This is a genomic window from Metapseudomonas resinovorans (genome assembly GCF_002003485.1).
GTDB classification, from domain to species: Bacteria; Pseudomonadota; Gammaproteobacteria; order Pseudomonadales; family Pseudomonadaceae; genus Metapseudomonas; species Metapseudomonas resinovorans_D.
This window is the reverse complement of record NZ_BDMA01000019.1, coordinates 14,699-29,428: the sequence shown is the minus strand read 5'-3', so window position 1 is coordinate 29,428 and position 14,730 is coordinate 14,699. Positions and strand designations below refer to the sequence as shown.

At 62.4% G+C, this 14,730-nt stretch carries 12 protein-coding genes, 1 other RNA gene and 1 pseudogene; 8 read left to right on the top strand and 6 right to left on the bottom strand.

The features are described from left to right. Nucleotide 1 precedes the first annotated feature (1 nt). Nucleotides 2–436: a type II toxin-antitoxin system RatA family toxin gene (locus MnOB_RS05480; RefSeq protein ID WP_077522825.1), complete on the bottom strand. Its 435-nt coding sequence runs from the start codon at nt 434–436 to the stop codon at nt 2–4. Between the two features lie 154 nt (nt 437–590). Here MnOB_RS05480 and smpB point away from each other — a divergent pair, with 154 nt between their 5' ends. Next, nucleotides 591–1,070 carry an SsrA-binding protein SmpB gene (smpB, locus tag MnOB_RS05475; protein WP_028629989.1) on the top strand — a complete coding sequence of 160 codons (480 nt, stop codon included), beginning with the start codon at nt 591–593 and terminating at the stop codon, nt 1,068–1,070. A gap of 47 nt (nt 1,071–1,117) precedes the next feature. Here the strand turns inward: smpB and MnOB_RS05470 are convergent, their stop codons facing one another. Further along, nucleotides 1,118–1,885, bottom strand: a complete 768-nt coding sequence (locus MnOB_RS05470) for an FCD domain-containing protein (protein WP_077522823.1) — start codon at nt 1,883–1,885, stop codon at nt 1,118–1,120. 324 nt (nt 1,886–2,209) lie between these two features. Here MnOB_RS05470 and MnOB_RS05465 point away from each other — a divergent pair, with 324 nt between their 5' ends. The 5 genes from MnOB_RS05465 (at nt 2,210) to MnOB_RS05445 (ending at nt 8,908) form a co-directional block, all read left to right on the top strand. Further along, nucleotides 2,210–3,895: a lactate permease LctP family transporter gene (locus MnOB_RS05465; RefSeq protein ID WP_077522821.1), complete on the top strand. Its 1,686-nt coding sequence runs from the start codon at nt 2,210–2,212 to the stop codon at nt 3,893–3,895. Nucleotides 3,896–3,969: 74 nt separating this feature from the next. After that, on the top strand, nt 3,970–5,115 hold the full coding sequence (lldD, locus tag MnOB_RS05460; RefSeq protein WP_077522819.1) for an FMN-dependent L-lactate dehydrogenase LldD: 1,146 nt from the start codon (nt 3,970–3,972) through the stop codon (nt 5,113–5,115). A 58-nt stretch (nt 5,116–5,173) separates the two neighbouring features. Next, nucleotides 5,174–7,987, top strand: a complete 2,814-nt coding sequence (locus tag MnOB_RS05455; RefSeq protein ID WP_077522817.1) for an FAD-binding and (Fe-S)-binding domain-containing protein — start codon at nt 5,174–5,176, stop codon at nt 7,985–7,987. Between the two features lie 230 nt (nt 7,988–8,217). Further along, complete coding sequence (locus tag MnOB_RS05450; protein ID WP_077522815.1) at nt 8,218–8,496, top strand: hypothetical protein; 279 nt, start codon at nt 8,218–8,220, stop codon at nt 8,494–8,496. 166 nt (nt 8,497–8,662) lie between these two features. After that, the gene (locus tag MnOB_RS05445) at nt 8,663–8,908 is read left to right on the top strand and encodes a hypothetical protein (RefSeq protein WP_077522813.1); all 246 of its coding nucleotides are present in this window, start codon (nt 8,663–8,665) and stop codon (nt 8,906–8,908) included. A 43-nt stretch (nt 8,909–8,951) separates the two neighbouring features. Here MnOB_RS05445 and MnOB_RS05440 read toward each other — a convergent pair whose 3' ends face one another. Beyond that, a complete protein-coding gene (locus MnOB_RS05440) occupies nt 8,952–11,870 on the bottom strand; it encodes an ATP-binding protein (protein WP_077522811.1) in 2,919 nt (972 codons plus the stop codon). 141 nt (nt 11,871–12,011) lie between these two features. Between MnOB_RS05440 and ssrA the strand changes: the two genes are divergently transcribed. Both ssrA and MnOB_RS05430 read left to right on the top strand, forming a co-directional pair. After that, nucleotides 12,012–12,386: a transfer-messenger RNA gene (gene ssrA, locus MnOB_RS05435) on the top strand. Nucleotides 12,387–12,519: 133 nt separating this feature from the next. Then, a complete protein-coding gene (locus MnOB_RS05430) occupies nt 12,520–13,068 on the top strand; it encodes a YniB family protein (RefSeq protein ID WP_077522809.1) in 549 nt (182 codons plus the stop codon). Between the two features lie 101 nt (nt 13,069–13,169). On the opposite strand, the gene MnOB_RS05425 is transcribed toward MnOB_RS05430, so the two are convergent. From MnOB_RS05425 to MnOB_RS05415, 3 genes and pseudogenes are all read right to left on the bottom strand, one after another. Next, nucleotides 13,170–13,376: a YodC family protein gene (locus MnOB_RS05425; protein ID WP_077522807.1), complete on the bottom strand. Its 207-nt coding sequence runs from the start codon at nt 13,374–13,376 to the stop codon at nt 13,170–13,172. A gap of 87 nt (nt 13,377–13,463) precedes the next feature. Further along, nucleotides 13,464–13,616: pseudogene (locus tag MnOB_RS05420) on the bottom strand (tyrosine-type recombinase/integrase); the annotation flags it as partial. Nucleotides 13,617–13,844: 228 nt separating this feature from the next. Next, on the bottom strand, nt 13,845–14,651 hold the full coding sequence (locus tag MnOB_RS05415; protein ID WP_077522803.1) for a hypothetical protein: 807 nt from the start codon (nt 14,649–14,651) through the stop codon (nt 13,845–13,847). Nucleotides 14,652–14,730 lie beyond the last annotated feature (79 nt).

Sequence of the window (14,730 nt, the reverse complement as noted above, 5' to 3'; positions counted from 1 at the left end):
CTCAACCATAAATCTGCTTCGCGCGCTGGCAGAAGGCATCCACCATGGTGTTCGCGGCCTGGGTGAACAATGGCCCCAGCGTGGCCTTGATGATGGGACCCGCGTAATCGAATCGCAGATCCAGGCTGATCTTGCAGGCTTTGTCTCCCAGCGCCTTGAAATGCCACACGCCGTGCAGTTGGCTGAAGGGGCCTTCCTCCAGGTTCATCTCGATCGTGCTGCCACCATCCAGCTTGTTGCGGGTCACGAAGCGCTGACTGAGGCTGCCCTTTGCCACTTCGAGGCTCGCAAGCATGTGACTTTCGCTTTCTTCCATCACCGTGGCGGCCGAGCACCAGGGCAGGAATTCCGGGTAACGCGCCACATCGTTGACCAGGTCGTAGAGCGCCTGCGCAGGGAACGGCAACAGGGCGGAGCGCTGGATATGGGTGGTCATCTTGGCCTCGAACGGGGTTCCAGGCCGCGCCGCATATGAATGCGCCGGGCCGGACTGGTCAAAAAAAGTGCCGCATTGTCGGGGATTCACCAGCATCGCTCAAGCCTACGCCGCCGTAGCCGCGCCGTCTGCGACTCCCTATAATGCGCCGCCTATGGCTAAGCAAAAGAAACATCCGGAAGGCACCATCGCCCTCAACAAGAAGGCGCTGCACGACTATTCCATCGAACAGAAATTCGAAGCCGGGCTGGCTCTCGCCGGCTGGGAAGTGAAAAGTCTGCGCGCCGGAAAGGCACAGCTGGTGGACAGCTATGTGCTGCTGAAGGACGGCGAAGCCTGGCTGCTCGGCAGCCACATCACCCCACTGAAGACGGCGAGCACTCACGTGATCGCCGACCCGGTGCGCACCCGCAAACTGCTGCTGCACAAGCGCGAGCTGGGCAAGCTGTTCGGTGCGGTCCAGCAGAAGGGCTACGCCTGCGTGGCGCTGTCCATCTACTGGAAGAAGCACCTGATCAAGTGCGAGATCGCCCTGGCCAAGGGCAAGAAGGAGTTCGACAAGCGCGCCACGGAGAAGGAGCGCGACTCCGACCGCGAGATCGCACGAGCCATGCGCACCAAGGGCAAGGAATAAGCCCTACCGAGAAAAACGCCGGGCAATGCCCGGCGTTTTTGTTTGCCTCAGATTCCCTGGCGCCGCTGCGATCGCGCCAACCGGTGCGCCTCAAGCTGACCCTCTTCCAGTACCTCCTGCACGTACTGGATGTGCTGGTGGGAAATCTCCCGCGCCTCCTCCGCACGCCGCTCGATGATCGCCTCGTAGAGGGCACGGTGCTGCCTGGTCAGCATCTCGCGGGTCTCTCCGCGCTGCAGGTACATCCCACCGATATTGGTCACCACGTTGTGCTTGAGCAGGTCGAACAGACCACGAATGGTGTGCAGCAGCACCGCGTTATGGCTCGCCTCGGCAATCGCCAGATGGAAGCGCGCATCCGCCGCGCCCTCCTCCGCTCGACTGGCCTTGCTGTCCGACGCGTAGCAGGCCTGCAGGTTCTCGTAGGCCTCGGTCAGGCGCTCGTGATCCACCTCGGTCGCCCGCTGCGCCGCGTAGAAGGCGCATGAACCTTCCAGGGTGTGGCGGAACTCCAGCAGATCGCGCTGGGCCTCGGGATTGCTCTCCAGTAGCTGCAGCAGAGGATCACTGAAGGTCGATCCCAATTCGGCCGCGACATAGTTGCCCCCGCCCTGCCGACTGATCAGCAGCCCCCTCGCCACCAGCTTCTGGATCGCCTCACGCAATGAGGGGCGCGACACGCCGAATTGCTCAGCCAACGCACGCTCGGCAGGTAGCCGCTCACCGGCCTTCAAGGTGCCCTCGAGGATCATCGCCTCGAGTTGACTGACGATATCGTCCGACAAGCGGCGCTGACGTATCTGACCGAATCCCATTGCTCCACCCAACCTTTCACGCCACCTCGGGCGGCCTTCAAACACAGCGCCTGCGGGGCGCGACGCGGCAGCCTAACCAGCCCGCCAGCCACGCACAAGAACCGCACCTTCCATCTGCCGCTCGACCAAAGTCGCAACGCGGCAAATTGACACAAGGATAGTCCGGCTTTTACTCTGAGTCGTCGCCATTGTAAATTGGTATTACCAATTTAGACGATACGCAGCGCCGACTCGGTCTTCGCCTGCCGCCGCGCCACAAGCGCAACGGTTTTCGCCCGATCCGGCAAACAGGCACTCCAAAAACAATTAGGGAGCCACCCCACGATGCAAACCTGGCAGCAGATCTATACCCCCCTTGGCAGCCTCTGGCTGTCGGCGCTCGTCGCACTGATTCCGATCATCTTCTTCTTCCTCGCCCTCGCGGTGTTCCGCATGAAGGGCTACATCGCCGGCACCATCACCCTGGCGCTGTCCCTGGCGGTGGCGATCTTCGCCTTCCAGATGCCGGTGGACATGGCATTCGCCGCGGCCGGCTACGGCTTCGCGTATGGACTCTGGCCCATTGCCTGGATCATCGTCGCGGCGGTGTTCCTCTACAAACTCACGGTCAAGAGCGGCCAGTTCGAAGTGATCCGCAGCTCCGTGCTGTCCATCACCGATGACCAGCGCCTGCAGGTCCTGCTGATCGGCTTCTCCTTCGGCGCCTTCCTCGAAGGTGCTGCCGGCTTTGGCGCCCCGGTGGCCATCACCGCGGCCTTGCTGGTGGGCCTCGGCTTCAACCCGCTGTACGCGGCCGGCCTGTGCCTGATCGCCAACACCGCCCCGGTAGCGTTCGGCGCGCTGGGCATCCCGATCATCGTTGCGGGACAGGTCACCGGCATCGACGCCTTCAAGATCGGCGCCATGACCGGCCGCCAGCTGCCGCTGCTGTCGATCATCGTGCCCTTCTGGCTGGTCGCCATGATGGACGGCTGGCGCGGCATCAAGGAAACCTGGCCGGCAGCCCTGGTGGCTGGCGCCAGCTTCGCCGTCACCCAGTACTTCACTTCCAACTTCATCGGCCCGGAACTGCCCGACATCACGTCCGCCCTGGTGAGCCTGGTATCCCTGACCCTGTTCCTCAAGGTGTGGCATCCCAAGCGCGCTGAAGATCGCGAAGTGGTCGGCGTATCCGGTGGCGCAGCGATGATGGGTGGCTTCGGCGGCCCGCGCAGCACTTCGCCTTCGCCCTACAGCTTCGGTGAAATCCTCGAGGCCTGGTCGCCCTTCCTCATTCTGACCGTACTGGTGACCATCTGGACCCTGAAGCCCTTCAAGGCCATGTTCGCCCCAGGTGGCGCGCTGGAGCAGTTCGTCTTCCTGTTCGCCATTCCGCACCTGGACCAGTTGGTGATGAAAGGCGCGCCCATCGTGGCCACCGCAACCGCCATTCCGGCCGTCTACAAGCTGGACCCGATTTCAGCCACCGGCACCGCGATCTTCTTCTCCGCACTGATCTCCATGATCGTCCTGAATATCCATGTCAAAAATGGTATTACCACTTTGAAAGAGACTTTCGTCGAGCTGAAGTGGCCGATTCTCTCCATCGGCATGGTGCTGGCCTTCGCCTTCGTCACCAACTTCTCCGGCATGTCCACCACCCTGGCACTGGTCCTGGCCGGTACCGGCGCGGCATTCCCGTTCTTCTCGCCGTTCCTCGGCTGGCTGGGCGTGTTCCTCACGGGTTCGGATACCTCGTCCAACGCCCTGTTCGGTTCCCTGCAGGCCACCACTGCGCATCAGATCGGCGTCAACGACACCCTCCTGGTAGCAGCCAACACCAGCGGTGGCGTGACCGGCAAGATGATCTCGCCGCAGTCCATCGCTGTGGCCTGCGCCGCCACCGGCATGGTTGGCAAGGAATCCGACCTGTTCCGTTTCACCCTGAAGCACAGCCTGATGTTCGCCGCCATGGTCGGCCTGATCACGCTGGCTCAGGCCTACGTGTTCACCGGCATGCTCGTCCATTGATCGAGCGCCCGGGCTGCCCCGCGTGGCAGCCCGGTTTTCTCTTACTGCCCTGAAGCCCGCCCCGGACCGACTACATGATCATCTCCGCCTCCACCGACTACCGTGCCGCCGCCCAGCGCAAGCTCCCGCCCTTCCTGTTCCACTACATCGACGGCGGCGCCTATGCCGAGTACACGCTGCGCCGCAACGTCGAAGACCTGGCCAGCATCGCCCTGCGTCAGCGCGTACTGCGGAACATGTCCGAGCTGAGCCTGGAGACCAAACTGTTCGGCGAGACCCTGTCCATGCCGGTGGCGCTGGCCCCGGTAGGCCTGACCGGAATGTACGCGCGCCGTGGCGAGGTCCAGGCGGCCAAGGCGGCAGCGGCCAAGGGCATCCCCTTCACCCTCTCCACCGTTTCTGTCTGCCCGATCGAAGAAGTGGCGCCGGCCATCAACCGGCCCATGTGGTTCCAGCTCTACGTGCTGAAGGACCGCGGCTTCATGAAGAACGCCCTGGAGCGGGCCAAGGCTGCGGGCGTGACGACGCTGGTCTTCACCGTCGACATGCCGGTGCCCGGTGCCCGCTACCGTGACGCCCACTCTGGCATGAGCGGCCCCAACGCACCGTTGCGTCGTATGCTGCAAGCCATGACCCACCCTTCCTGGGCCTGGGATGTGGGCCTGTTGGGCAAACCCCATGACCTGGGCAACATCTCCACCTATCGCGGCAATCCCACGGGTCTGGCCGACTACATCGGCTGGCTCGGCGCCAACTTCGATCCGTCGATCTCCTGGAAGGACCTCGAATGGATCCGCGACTACTGGGAAGGTCCGATGGTGATCAAGGGCATCCTCGACCCCGAGGACGCGAAGGACGCGGTGAAGTTCGGCGCTGACGGCATCGTCGTCTCCAACCACGGCGGCCGCCAGCTCGATGGCGTGCTGTCCAGCGCCCGCGCCCTGCCAGCCATCGCCGATGCCGTGAAGGGCGAACTGAAGATCCTCGCCGACTCCGGCATCCGCACCGGCCTCGACGTGGTGCGCATGCTCGCAATGGGTGCCGACACCGTGATGCTCGGCCGCGCCTTCGTCTACGCTCTGGCCGCAGCAGGCGGTGCCGGCGTGAGCAACCTGCTGGACCTGATCGAAAAGGAAATGCGCGTGGCCATGGTGCTGACCGGCGCCAAATCCATCGGCGAGATCAACGCCGATTCGCTGGTACGCGAACTCGGCCGCTGACCGGCCGCCCCACTCCGGCGGGCCGCCCGCGGCCCGCGACAAATAGACGGGACACCGCATGAGCCTGCCGATTCCTTTCCTCAACACCGTCGAACGCCTGATTCCCCACGAGCGGCGCTTTGACGATCCGCTGTCCACCCTGGCCTTTGGCACCGACGCCAGTTTCTACCGGCTGATTCCCAAGCTGGTGATCCGTGTCGAGAGCGAAGCCGAAGTCATCGCCCTGCTGAAAGCCGCCCACGCCGAACTGGTCCCGGTGACGTTCCGGGCGGCCGGCACCAGCCTTTCTGGCCAGGCCATCACCGACTCGGTGCTGCTGGTCCTGGGTGACAACTGGAACGGTCGCGATATCCGCCAGGGCGGTGCACAGATTCGCCTGCAGCCCGGTGTCATCGGCGCCCAGGCCAACGCCTGGCTGGCGCCCTTCGGCCGCAAGATCGGCCCCGACCCGGCGTCCATCAACGCCTGCAAGATCGGCGGCATCGTCGCCAACAACGCCAGCGGCATGTGCTGCGGCACCGCGCAGAACAGTTACCACACCCTTGCCGGGCTGCGCCTGGTGCTGGCCGACGGCACCCTGCTGGATACCGAAGACGCGGCGAGCGTGGCCGCCTTCCGCCAAAGCCACGGCCCGTTGCTGGCCGAGTTGGCGGAACTCGGCCGGCAGACCCGCGCCAACACCGAACTGGCCGCGAAGATTCGTCACAAGTACCGCCTGAAGAACACCACTGGCCTGTCGCTTAACGCCCTGGTGGACTTCGACGAGCCGCTGGACATCCTCAGCCACCTGCTGGTCGGCTCCGAAGGCACCCTCGGTTTCATCAGCGCGGTCACCTACGACACCGTGCCCGACCACCCATACAAGGCCAGCGCGCTGATAGTCTTCCCCGACGTGGAAAGTTGCTGCAAGGCGGTGACCCTGCTGAAGAGCCAGCCGGTGTCGGCAGTTGAATTGCTCGACCGCCGCAGCCTGCGTTCGGTGCAGAGCAAGCCCGGCATGCCCGAATGGGTGAAAGGGCTGTCGAGCAACGCCTGCGCCCTGCTGATCGAGTCCCGCGCGGCGAGCCAGAGCCTGCTGCATGAGCAACTGGCGCAGATCATGGCGTCCATCGCTCACTTCCCGCTGGAGCAGAAGGTCGACTTCAGCGAAGACCCGACCGTCTACAACCTGCTGTGGAAAATCCGCAAGGACACCTTCCCCGCCGTCGGCGCCGTGCGCCAGACCGGCACCACGGTGATCATCGAAGATGTCACCTTCCCCATCGAGCAACTGGCTGAAGGCGTCAATCGTCTGCTGGCGCTGTTCGACAAGCACGGCTACGACGAAGCGATCATTTTCGGCCACGCCCTGGAGGGCAACCTGCACTTCGTCTTCACCCAGGGCTTCGACAGCCCGGACCAGGTAGCCCGCTACGAAGCCTTCATGCAGGACGTGGCGCAACTGGTGGCGGTGGAGTTCGGCGGCTCGCTCAAGGCCGAACACGGCACCGGACGCAACATGGCGCCCTTCGTCGAGCTGGAATGGGGCAGCGATGCCTACCTGTTCATGTGGCAGATCAAGCGCCTGCTGGACCCGCGCGGCGTGCTGAACCCGGATGTGATCCTCAGCGAAGACAGCAATATCCACCTGAAGAACCTCAAGCCGCTGCCCGCGGCCGACGAGATCGTCGACAAGTGCATCGAGTGCGGCTTCTGCGAACCGGTATGTCCCTCCAAGGGGCTGACCCTGAGCCCGCGCCAGCGCATCGTGATCTGGCGTGACATCCAGGCCAAGCAACGCGCGGGCATCGACACCACCGAACTCGAACGGGCCTACCAGTACCAGGGCATCGACACCTGCGCCGCCACCGGCCTCTGCGCCCAGCGCTGCCCGGTCGGCATCAACACCGGTGACCTGGTGCGCAAGCTGCGCGCAAAGAGCGCCCACCACGCCGGCAGTGCCGACTGGTTGGCCGGCCACTTTGCAACCGCCCTCAGCGGTGCGCGTCTGACCTTGCGTGCCGCCAATGGCGCCCGCCGTGTCCTCGGCGCCCCCTTGCTGGAAAAAACCTCCGGTGCCCTGCGCCAGCTTTCTGGCAATCGCCTGCCGCAGTGGACACCCGCCCTACCCCAAGCGGTTTCCCCCATCCACATCACTCCACCCACCGCCGATGCACGGCCACGGGTGGTCTACCTGGCTGCCTGCGTCTCCCGCGCCATGGGTCCATCGGCAGGCGACCGCGAGCAGGTGCCACTGATCGACAAGACCCGCATGCTGCTGGAGAAGGCCGGCTATCAGGTGGTGTTCCCGGAAAACCTCGACAGCCTTTGCTGCGGCCAGCCCTTCGCTTCCAAGGGTTACGCAGAGCAAGCCGAAACCAAGCGCCGCGAACTCGTGGACGCCCTGCTCATTGCCAGCCGCGGCGGCCTGGACCCCATCTACTGCGACACCAGCCCCTGCACCCTCCGCCTCGTGCAGGACGGCCTGGATTCGCGCCTGCAACTGTTCGATCCGGTGCGTTTCATCCGCGGCCACCTGCTGGAAAAGCTGGACTTCATTCCCCAGGACAAGCCGGTGGCCATCCACGTTACCTGCAGTACCCAGCACCTGGGCGAAGCGCAGGGACTCATCGACATCGTCAAGCGCTGCACACGGGAAGTCGTAATACCGGAAGGGATTCACTGCTGTGGCTTCGCGGGTGACAAAGGCTTCACCACCCCGGAGCTGAACGCCCACTCGCTGCGATCCCTGAAGGACGCCGTGCAGATCTGCGACGAAGGGATTTCCACCAGTCGCACCTGCGAAATCGGCCTCTCCCAGCATGGCGGCATCGACTACCACGGGCTGGTCTACCTGGTGGACCGCGTGACCCGCCCGCGCGCCGGGCTGTAGCGACGTGTAGGAGCGAGCTTGCTCGCGAAAGATCGAGCTCGGACTTCGCGAGCAAGCTCGCTCCTACAAATTAGCCGCAGTCGCCGGGTCAGCTTCCCGCCACTGGCGCAAAAAACCTGAACCCCAGCGGAAACAGGGCAGTCCACCCCCATAAGCCCGGCAAATGGCCATGGGCTTATTCGTCTCGGACGCAAAGGCCCCGAGTGCCGAACAATTGAGAGGTGACTCCCATGAAACGCACCGCCCTTTTCATCACCGCTGCCCTGCTCACTTCGCCCATATTCGCCGCCGACGATCTGTGCGCGGTCAACCTGCAGAAAATCAACGACGCCATGGCTACCAACACCACCCTCGGCGAGCCACTGCGCCAGGAAGTCGAAGATCTGCGCATGAAGGCCGAACAGGCCCAACAGACTGGTGACACCAAGGCCTGCATCAACCACAGCAGCATGGCCCTGCAGCGCCTGCAGCAACCGGCCACCGATGGCGGTGCTGGCGAATCCAGCTGATAGACATTCAGCCTGCGGAGGGCGGCCCAGCCGCCTCCCAGGTTGTCGCAGAACGAAGCCCAGCTGAGGCACCGGCTCGGCAAATCGCATTCGCCGGCTACCTTCGCAGCACCAGCCGGAGGCTTACCTATACTGCTCAGCGGTTAACCCGAAAAGGAGGTTCGACATGCGCCGTCTTGCCGTTTTCCTTGCTGCCGCCCTGCTCAGTGCCCCGCTCCTCGCCTCACACTGTCCAGCGGACATGGCGAAGATCGATGAAATCCTGAAAAGCGATCCACCCGCCGACCCCGCCGTACTCGATCAAGTGAAAAAGCTCCGCGCCGAGGGCGAGGAGCTGCATAAATCCGGCGATCATGCCGAGTCCGAGAAAGTGCTGGGTGAAGCGCTGAACCTGCTGCAGTCCAGCGAATAGGAAACCACCCGGGATTCGGCGCGAGCCGGATCCCGGGCGGGCTTCAGGCCTCCTGACCCAGCAGGGAGAGCGCCATGCGGCGTACCTGCTTCAGGTCCACAGGCTTGCTCAGGCAAGCGTCGGCACCACGACGGCGCGCTTCGGCCAGGAGCTTTTCATCCACCGCCGCACTCACCACCAGCACCGGCGTCATTGCCAGGCGCGGGCTTGAGCGCACGAAGTCGAGCACGTCGAGGCCGTCGCCGTCAGGCAGGTCCAGGTCAAGCAGCAACAGCGAAGGCGTGATATCCGCCAGCAGCCCCAGTGCCTTGCCCACGGAACCGGCACCGCGCACTTCCGCCATGTCGCGCAAGCCTTCCTGCAACACCTTCAGGCAAGCCGGGTGGTCTTCCACGCAAAGTACCTTCGGCAACACCTGCGGCTCTTCCATCTCTTGCTTGATCGGCGCCGGCGGCTCGAAGTCGCCCGATGCAGCGACGCTGGGCAGGTCGATCCAGAAGCGACTGCCAATCTCCGGCGCGCTGCTGAAGCCCATTTCACCGCCCATCAACTCCGCCAGTTCGCGGCACAGCACCAGGCCGATGCCGGTACCCGGAATAGTGGAGTTCTCCCGACCCAGGCGCTGGAAGGGCTGGAACAGCATCGTCTGCTGCTCCTGACTCAGACCCGGACCGCTGTCGGCCACCCAGAGACGCACGGCGGCGGGGCGAATCTCGTAGCCCATGCTCACCATCCCCTGCGGGCTGTTGTACTTCACCGCGTTGGACAGCAGGTTCAGCATCACCTGGCGCAGGCGACGGGCATCGGCCATCACGTGCAGTGGCGATGCAGGTGGCGGCATCAGCTGCAATTGCAGATTGCGAGCCTGCAACTCGGGCTGGATCAACTCGGAGCAGCTGGCCAGCAGCGGGCCGATCTCCACCGGCTTGAGCTGCAGCTTCTGGCGCCGGTTCTCGATGCTCGACAGGTCGAGGATGTCATCCACCAGCGAGGTGAGGTGCCGGCTGGCGTTGACGATCTCCTGCGCGTAATCCCCCTCCACTTTGCGATCGTCCTGGCCTTCCGCCTCCAGCGCGATGAGCTGGGCGAAGCCGTTGATGGCATTGAGCGGGGTGCGCAGCTCGTGGCTCATGCTGGACAGGAAGCGGCTCTTGGCCTGACTTGCCGCCTGCGCCTCGCGACTGGCGACGCGCAGCTCTTCTTCCACCTGCTTGAGCCGGGTGATATCCACATGGGTGCCGGCCACTCGCAGGGCGCGGCCGTCGGAGTCGCGCTCCAGCACCTTGCCGCGGCTGAGCAGCCAGGAGTAGCGACCCTCCACGTCGGCAAAGCGGTATTCGGCGTCGAAGTTGTCCTGGTCGCTGACCGAGAACAGCATGCGCAAGCGACGCACCCGCTCCACATCGTCCGGGTGCACGCGCTCGTTGAATTCGGCGAAGGTGATGCTGTCGCTGCGCAGGCCAAAGCGTTTGACGAAGCGCCCGCTCATCTTGATCGACAGGGTGATGGCATCCACTTCCCAGAGGCTTTCCGTGGTGCTTTCCAGGACCAGGTCGAGGTTGCGCCGGGCTTCCAGCCGCTCCTCCTCGCTCGCCTGCAATTGCGCGCCGCTGAGCTGCACCGCTTCGGCCAACGCCTGCAACTCAGCGATGCGGCTGCTAGGCGCAGGCGGGCGGAAGTCGCCCTGGCCGATGCGCTTCATCATCCCCATGATGCCGGCCATGGGGGTGGCCAGCTCACCGCTGAGCCGCCGCGAGCGAGACCACATCCAGGCGAAGAACAGCGCATAGAAGAAGCCGAGCCCGGCGATCAGCAGGTAGCCGATCTGCTGGTAGCGCTCGGCGAGCCGGTTGGTTTCCTTGAAGATGTTGGCCTCGTCCACCACCATCATCAGCCGCCACCCGGTTTGTGGAATCTCAGCCCAGGCCACCAGCTGCTTGCGCCCACCCAGTTCCACCTCCTGCACATTGCCCTTGCCGGCGGCCATGGCCTCCAGCAGCGGCTGCATCTCGCGGTGGCGAGCCAGGTTGAAGTCCTCGGGCTTGAGTACCTCACGGCGCACGGCTTCGTCGTAGGAGAAACGGGTCAGCTCGCGCAGGCCGAAGTCGCGCTCGCCCGCCTCCGGCAACGCCATGATGCTGTGGTCACGGCTCACCAGCATCGCGTAGCCCTGCCACGGCACCTTCAGGCTGCCGATCTCGCCCAGCATCTGCCCGACAGTGATATCCAGGCCCACCACCCCTTCGAGGAAGTCGCCACGGTAGACCGGGGTGATCGCCGACATCATCCAGCCGAGACCGGCCGGGTCGAGGTAAACGTCCGTCCACATCGTCTTGCGCTGCGGATTGTGCTTGGCGTCGGCGAGGTAATAGAAGTTGTAGTTGGGTATCACCATGTCATGGGGATACTGCTCGGGCGTCATGAAGAACGGGAAGATGCGGTTGTAGCTGTCCCAGCTGTTGAAGTAGACCGCCGCCACGAGCGGGTTGGCTTCGCGGATCGAGCGCATCAGCGGGTCAACCTGGGACAGGCGCAAGGCCTTGTCGTGGTCCTGCTTCTCCACCGGCGTGCTGCTGGCATAGAAGGACGCGGCGCGGCCATCGTCGGTGCGCGTGTAATAGACGCCGTCGGAACTCAGCACATGACGCTGCCGCTCCAGGTCATCTGGCCTGAAGCTGCGGTCCTGCAAGGCACGGCCAATCGCATCGCGAAATAGCCGCGTGGGCACCTCGATGCCCTGCAGGCGCATATCGATTACCTTGCCCTCGCGCAGCACGGCGCTGCTCAGGTCCTCCAGCGCGCTCTGCTGCAGGTAATCCACCTGGGCATCGCGAATCGCGCTGTTGGTCAACAGGTAAGCCGTGATCAACACCGATTCGACCAGAATCAGCGGGATCAGGGCACTCTGTACGAAGGCACGCCAGATCCACTGGCGGAGGGGGGTTCGGGCAGAACGCGGCATGGCGACGTCTCGGCTCAAAGGTCTTCCTGACAATAGCCTGCAATCATATCGCAAGCACCCATGACATTAGGTTAAAAGCGCGGTCGACGCTGCTCCCCTTTTTGCCGTAGAATCCGACCCGTTGTACACCCTGCAGTTCTTGGGGCCGATTAGGATTCGACGCCGGTAACAAAACTCTAGGGGCATGCCGAGCTGGTAGCAGACCTCGTAAATTAGCTGCTGCAAACTATTAGTTGCCAACGACGACAACTACGGGGCGGCCCTCGCGGCCTAACCCTTCTGGCGGCTTCGGCTGCCAGCAGTCATGAGGGGATGCCTGTAAACCCGAAATGACTGTCAGATAGAACAGGATCGCCGCCAAGTTCGCTGTAGACGTAACGGCTAAAACTTATACAGCTCGCTCTGAGCACCCTGCCAGTCGGGCCGCAAAGAGCTAACTCAGTAGACTTGGCTAAGCATGTAGTCCCGAAAGCGGAGAGCTGGCGGACGGGGGTTCAAATCCCCCCGGCTCCACCAAAAACCACGACTAAGCCCCTGATTTTTCTAGCGAATTTCAGGGGCTTCTTCGTTTCTGCCTTGATGTGTCGAAAAAGTGTCGAAGGCCATGCTACAAAAGCGGATCGAATAAAGGCCGGATGGACCCGCTCCCTTGAACTACCACGACGTCAAACGAAAAGCCCACACCCTACAGATCGTCGGCCTGACTGCAGCACTGCCACTGCTGATCCTCTGCCTCATGTCAGTGCTCCTCATGATTTATCACCGGCTGGACACTGGCTCTCAGATCAGTGCTGCCATAGCTAGACCGTTCAAGCTACTCGTGTACAACGTCTACGACAGCACAAGGTATCTAGAGCCACTGTGGAATCACGCTCCAATCCCGAATCCGTTTCAGCTCTCAGACTCACAGAATCTGTATTTTGCAGTGGTCTATGTCCTCCTGCTGGCCTCCCTATCGATGATTGGCGCGGGCCAGGGCCTCAAGCGAAAGCTGCGTAAAATTGACGACGATATCGAAGAACAGATGATCAAGGAGTCCATCCGAGGCGAGCGCGCGAGATCGCTGGAGGAAATTCGTAGCGCTATTCCGCTGCGTCAGGACAGCTTGTGGAAATCTCTTCACAGCTACTACGTCGCGCCCATCGTTGGGGCTGTCATCGCGGGCGTGATACTCCGAGTGGTGTTTGGCATCGGCTAATGCACCAAAGCCCAAGTCGGCGTTGGCAGCACCAAATGACGTGCCACCAACGTGAAAATGGAAGGCCCCGCAGTCGCAGGGCCCCGGACATAGCAGGAGAATCAGAGAGCAGTAACTGAACCAATGGCGGCCTTGACTAGCACTGCCACGTCAAAAACCTTCTCTTCAGCTTTGTTCTTTTCGAACCATACGCAATACGCCCCATTCTTCGGCCCACCACTAAAGCCGTAGTCCCCAAGATCCTGCACCGTCATTTTCGGACCACCACTCTTTAGCTGAACCACATCACCTTTCGCTATCTCGGACATCCCATATCTCCAAGGTTGAGGGGAACAACCATCATTGGGGCGAACGATGTCATTTCAATAGCAAGGGCACAGCAAGAGCTCCCAACATTATGCTGTGACTGGACCGAGTCGAACCGCATCCTGGAGATGGTCGGGAGCCAGGTGTGCATAACGCATAGTCATGGCAAGGGTGGAATGCCCAAAGATTTTCTGAAGGGTCACGATGTTGCCGCCGTTCTGAATGAAATGGCTCGCGAAGGTGATCGACACCCAAGGGAGCGCTGGTGCAGTACGTGCTTCAGCGCTACCAGATTGACCCAATCTGCGTAATCAGCTCATCCACGGCGGCGCCAACTGGAACGGCAGCGTCAATCGCAGCCAGTTGCGCGATTGCTGCAACCTGCTCGGCAAGCTGGTACCGCTAATCATCCTGCTGATGCTCGATAATCCGGACACACTTTGGGGAGACGCCTGCCACCCAGTGGTCAATTAGCCCCGGATTGACCAGTTGGATACGCCAAACGGCGACTGTGCAGACAAACGTTTTATCAAGTCGGAAAGGACCTTGCCGGGCGCTAATGAAAACAGCAGCATCTCGATCGTGTGGCTGCCGCCTGGCGCCAGATTGAGCTGCTGTGCAACCTCTTCGAGAAATCGGACATACAGGCCGTAAGTTTGTCTGGCCGGAGTGTGGTACCGGCCTCTGGTGCGGGAAGCGAAGTGTTTGTGTCCGAGGTCCGCGTCAGCGATAAGCCCATCGCCCGCAAGAGAAAGTACGAAGAGTGTTTCCAGGTCAATGAGGCTTAGCCTAGGGCTGCGTCCGTCCGGCATTGCAAAGAAACACTGGGTCTGCCCCGCCATGAAGTTGATAGCGTTGATTGAATATGCAACTCGGGAGTCATAGATGGGCGCCCAGTCGCAAAGCAACGTCAGATATTTCGACCAACTGCTGACGCCCTCGATCGGTACATCTTCGAATGCCGCGCGTCCCAGACTGGCAAGACGCCGGGTGTTATCAATCAGATCATCCAGTTTCCTGTTGGTCCGTACACCACCCCAGTGGGAGATGAAATAGTGTGCTAGACGCAGGTGCTCATTCCGGTCGCTCGTCGTCATCAGTTGCTTGCCGAGAAAACCCTTGAGCCTGACCGTCTTCTCCAGCCAGCTTTCCGTTGGATCGAACTCTATCCCCACGATCTCCGTGGCCAGCGCCTCATCGAAGGTCCATTGATAGTGCGCATCCGCATCATGGATAAAGGGGCGTAGATAATTGGCAACGGCGGCTGCGTGCTGCATGAAAACTCCTTGAAAGCACAAAGAAGAGGACGGTTCTCAACGTCAGTGATGAGTTGGCTTGAATATCTGTTCGAGTCGG

What these genes read in the sequence shown, in the direction of transcription:
- lldD (WP_077522819.1), top strand. Translation starts at nt 3,970, where the DNA reads ATGATCATCTCCGCCTCCACCGACTACCGTGCCGCCGCCCAGCGCAAG.
- MnOB_RS05470 (WP_077522823.1), bottom strand. Translation starts at nt 1,885, where the DNA reads ATGGGATTCGGTCAGATACGTCAGCGCCGCTTGTCGGACGATATCGTC.
- MnOB_RS05455 (WP_077522817.1), top strand. Translation starts at nt 5,174, where the DNA reads ATGAGCCTGCCGATTCCTTTCCTCAACACCGTCGAACGCCTGATTCCC.
- smpB (WP_028629989.1), top strand. Translation starts at nt 591, where the DNA reads ATGGCTAAGCAAAAGAAACATCCGGAAGGCACCATCGCCCTCAACAAG.
- MnOB_RS05425 (WP_077522807.1), bottom strand. Translation starts at nt 13,376, where the DNA reads ATGTCCGAGATAGCGAAAGGTGATGTGGTTCAGCTAAAGAGTGGTGGT.
- MnOB_RS05465 (WP_077522821.1), top strand. Translation starts at nt 2,210, where the DNA reads ATGCAAACCTGGCAGCAGATCTATACCCCCCTTGGCAGCCTCTGGCTG.
- MnOB_RS05440 (WP_077522811.1), bottom strand. Translation starts at nt 11,870, where the DNA reads ATGCCGCGTTCTGCCCGAACCCCCCTCCGCCAGTGGATCTGGCGTGCC.
- MnOB_RS05415 (WP_077522803.1), bottom strand. Translation starts at nt 14,651, where the DNA reads ATGCAGCACGCAGCCGCCGTTGCCAATTATCTACGCCCCTTTATCCAT.
- MnOB_RS05480 (WP_077522825.1), bottom strand. Translation starts at nt 436, where the DNA reads ATGACCACCCATATCCAGCGCTCCGCCCTGTTGCCGTTCCCTGCGCAG.
- MnOB_RS05445 (WP_077522813.1), top strand. Translation starts at nt 8,663, where the DNA reads ATGCGCCGTCTTGCCGTTTTCCTTGCTGCCGCCCTGCTCAGTGCCCCG.
- MnOB_RS05450 (WP_077522815.1), top strand. Translation starts at nt 8,218, where the DNA reads ATGAAACGCACCGCCCTTTTCATCACCGCTGCCCTGCTCACTTCGCCC.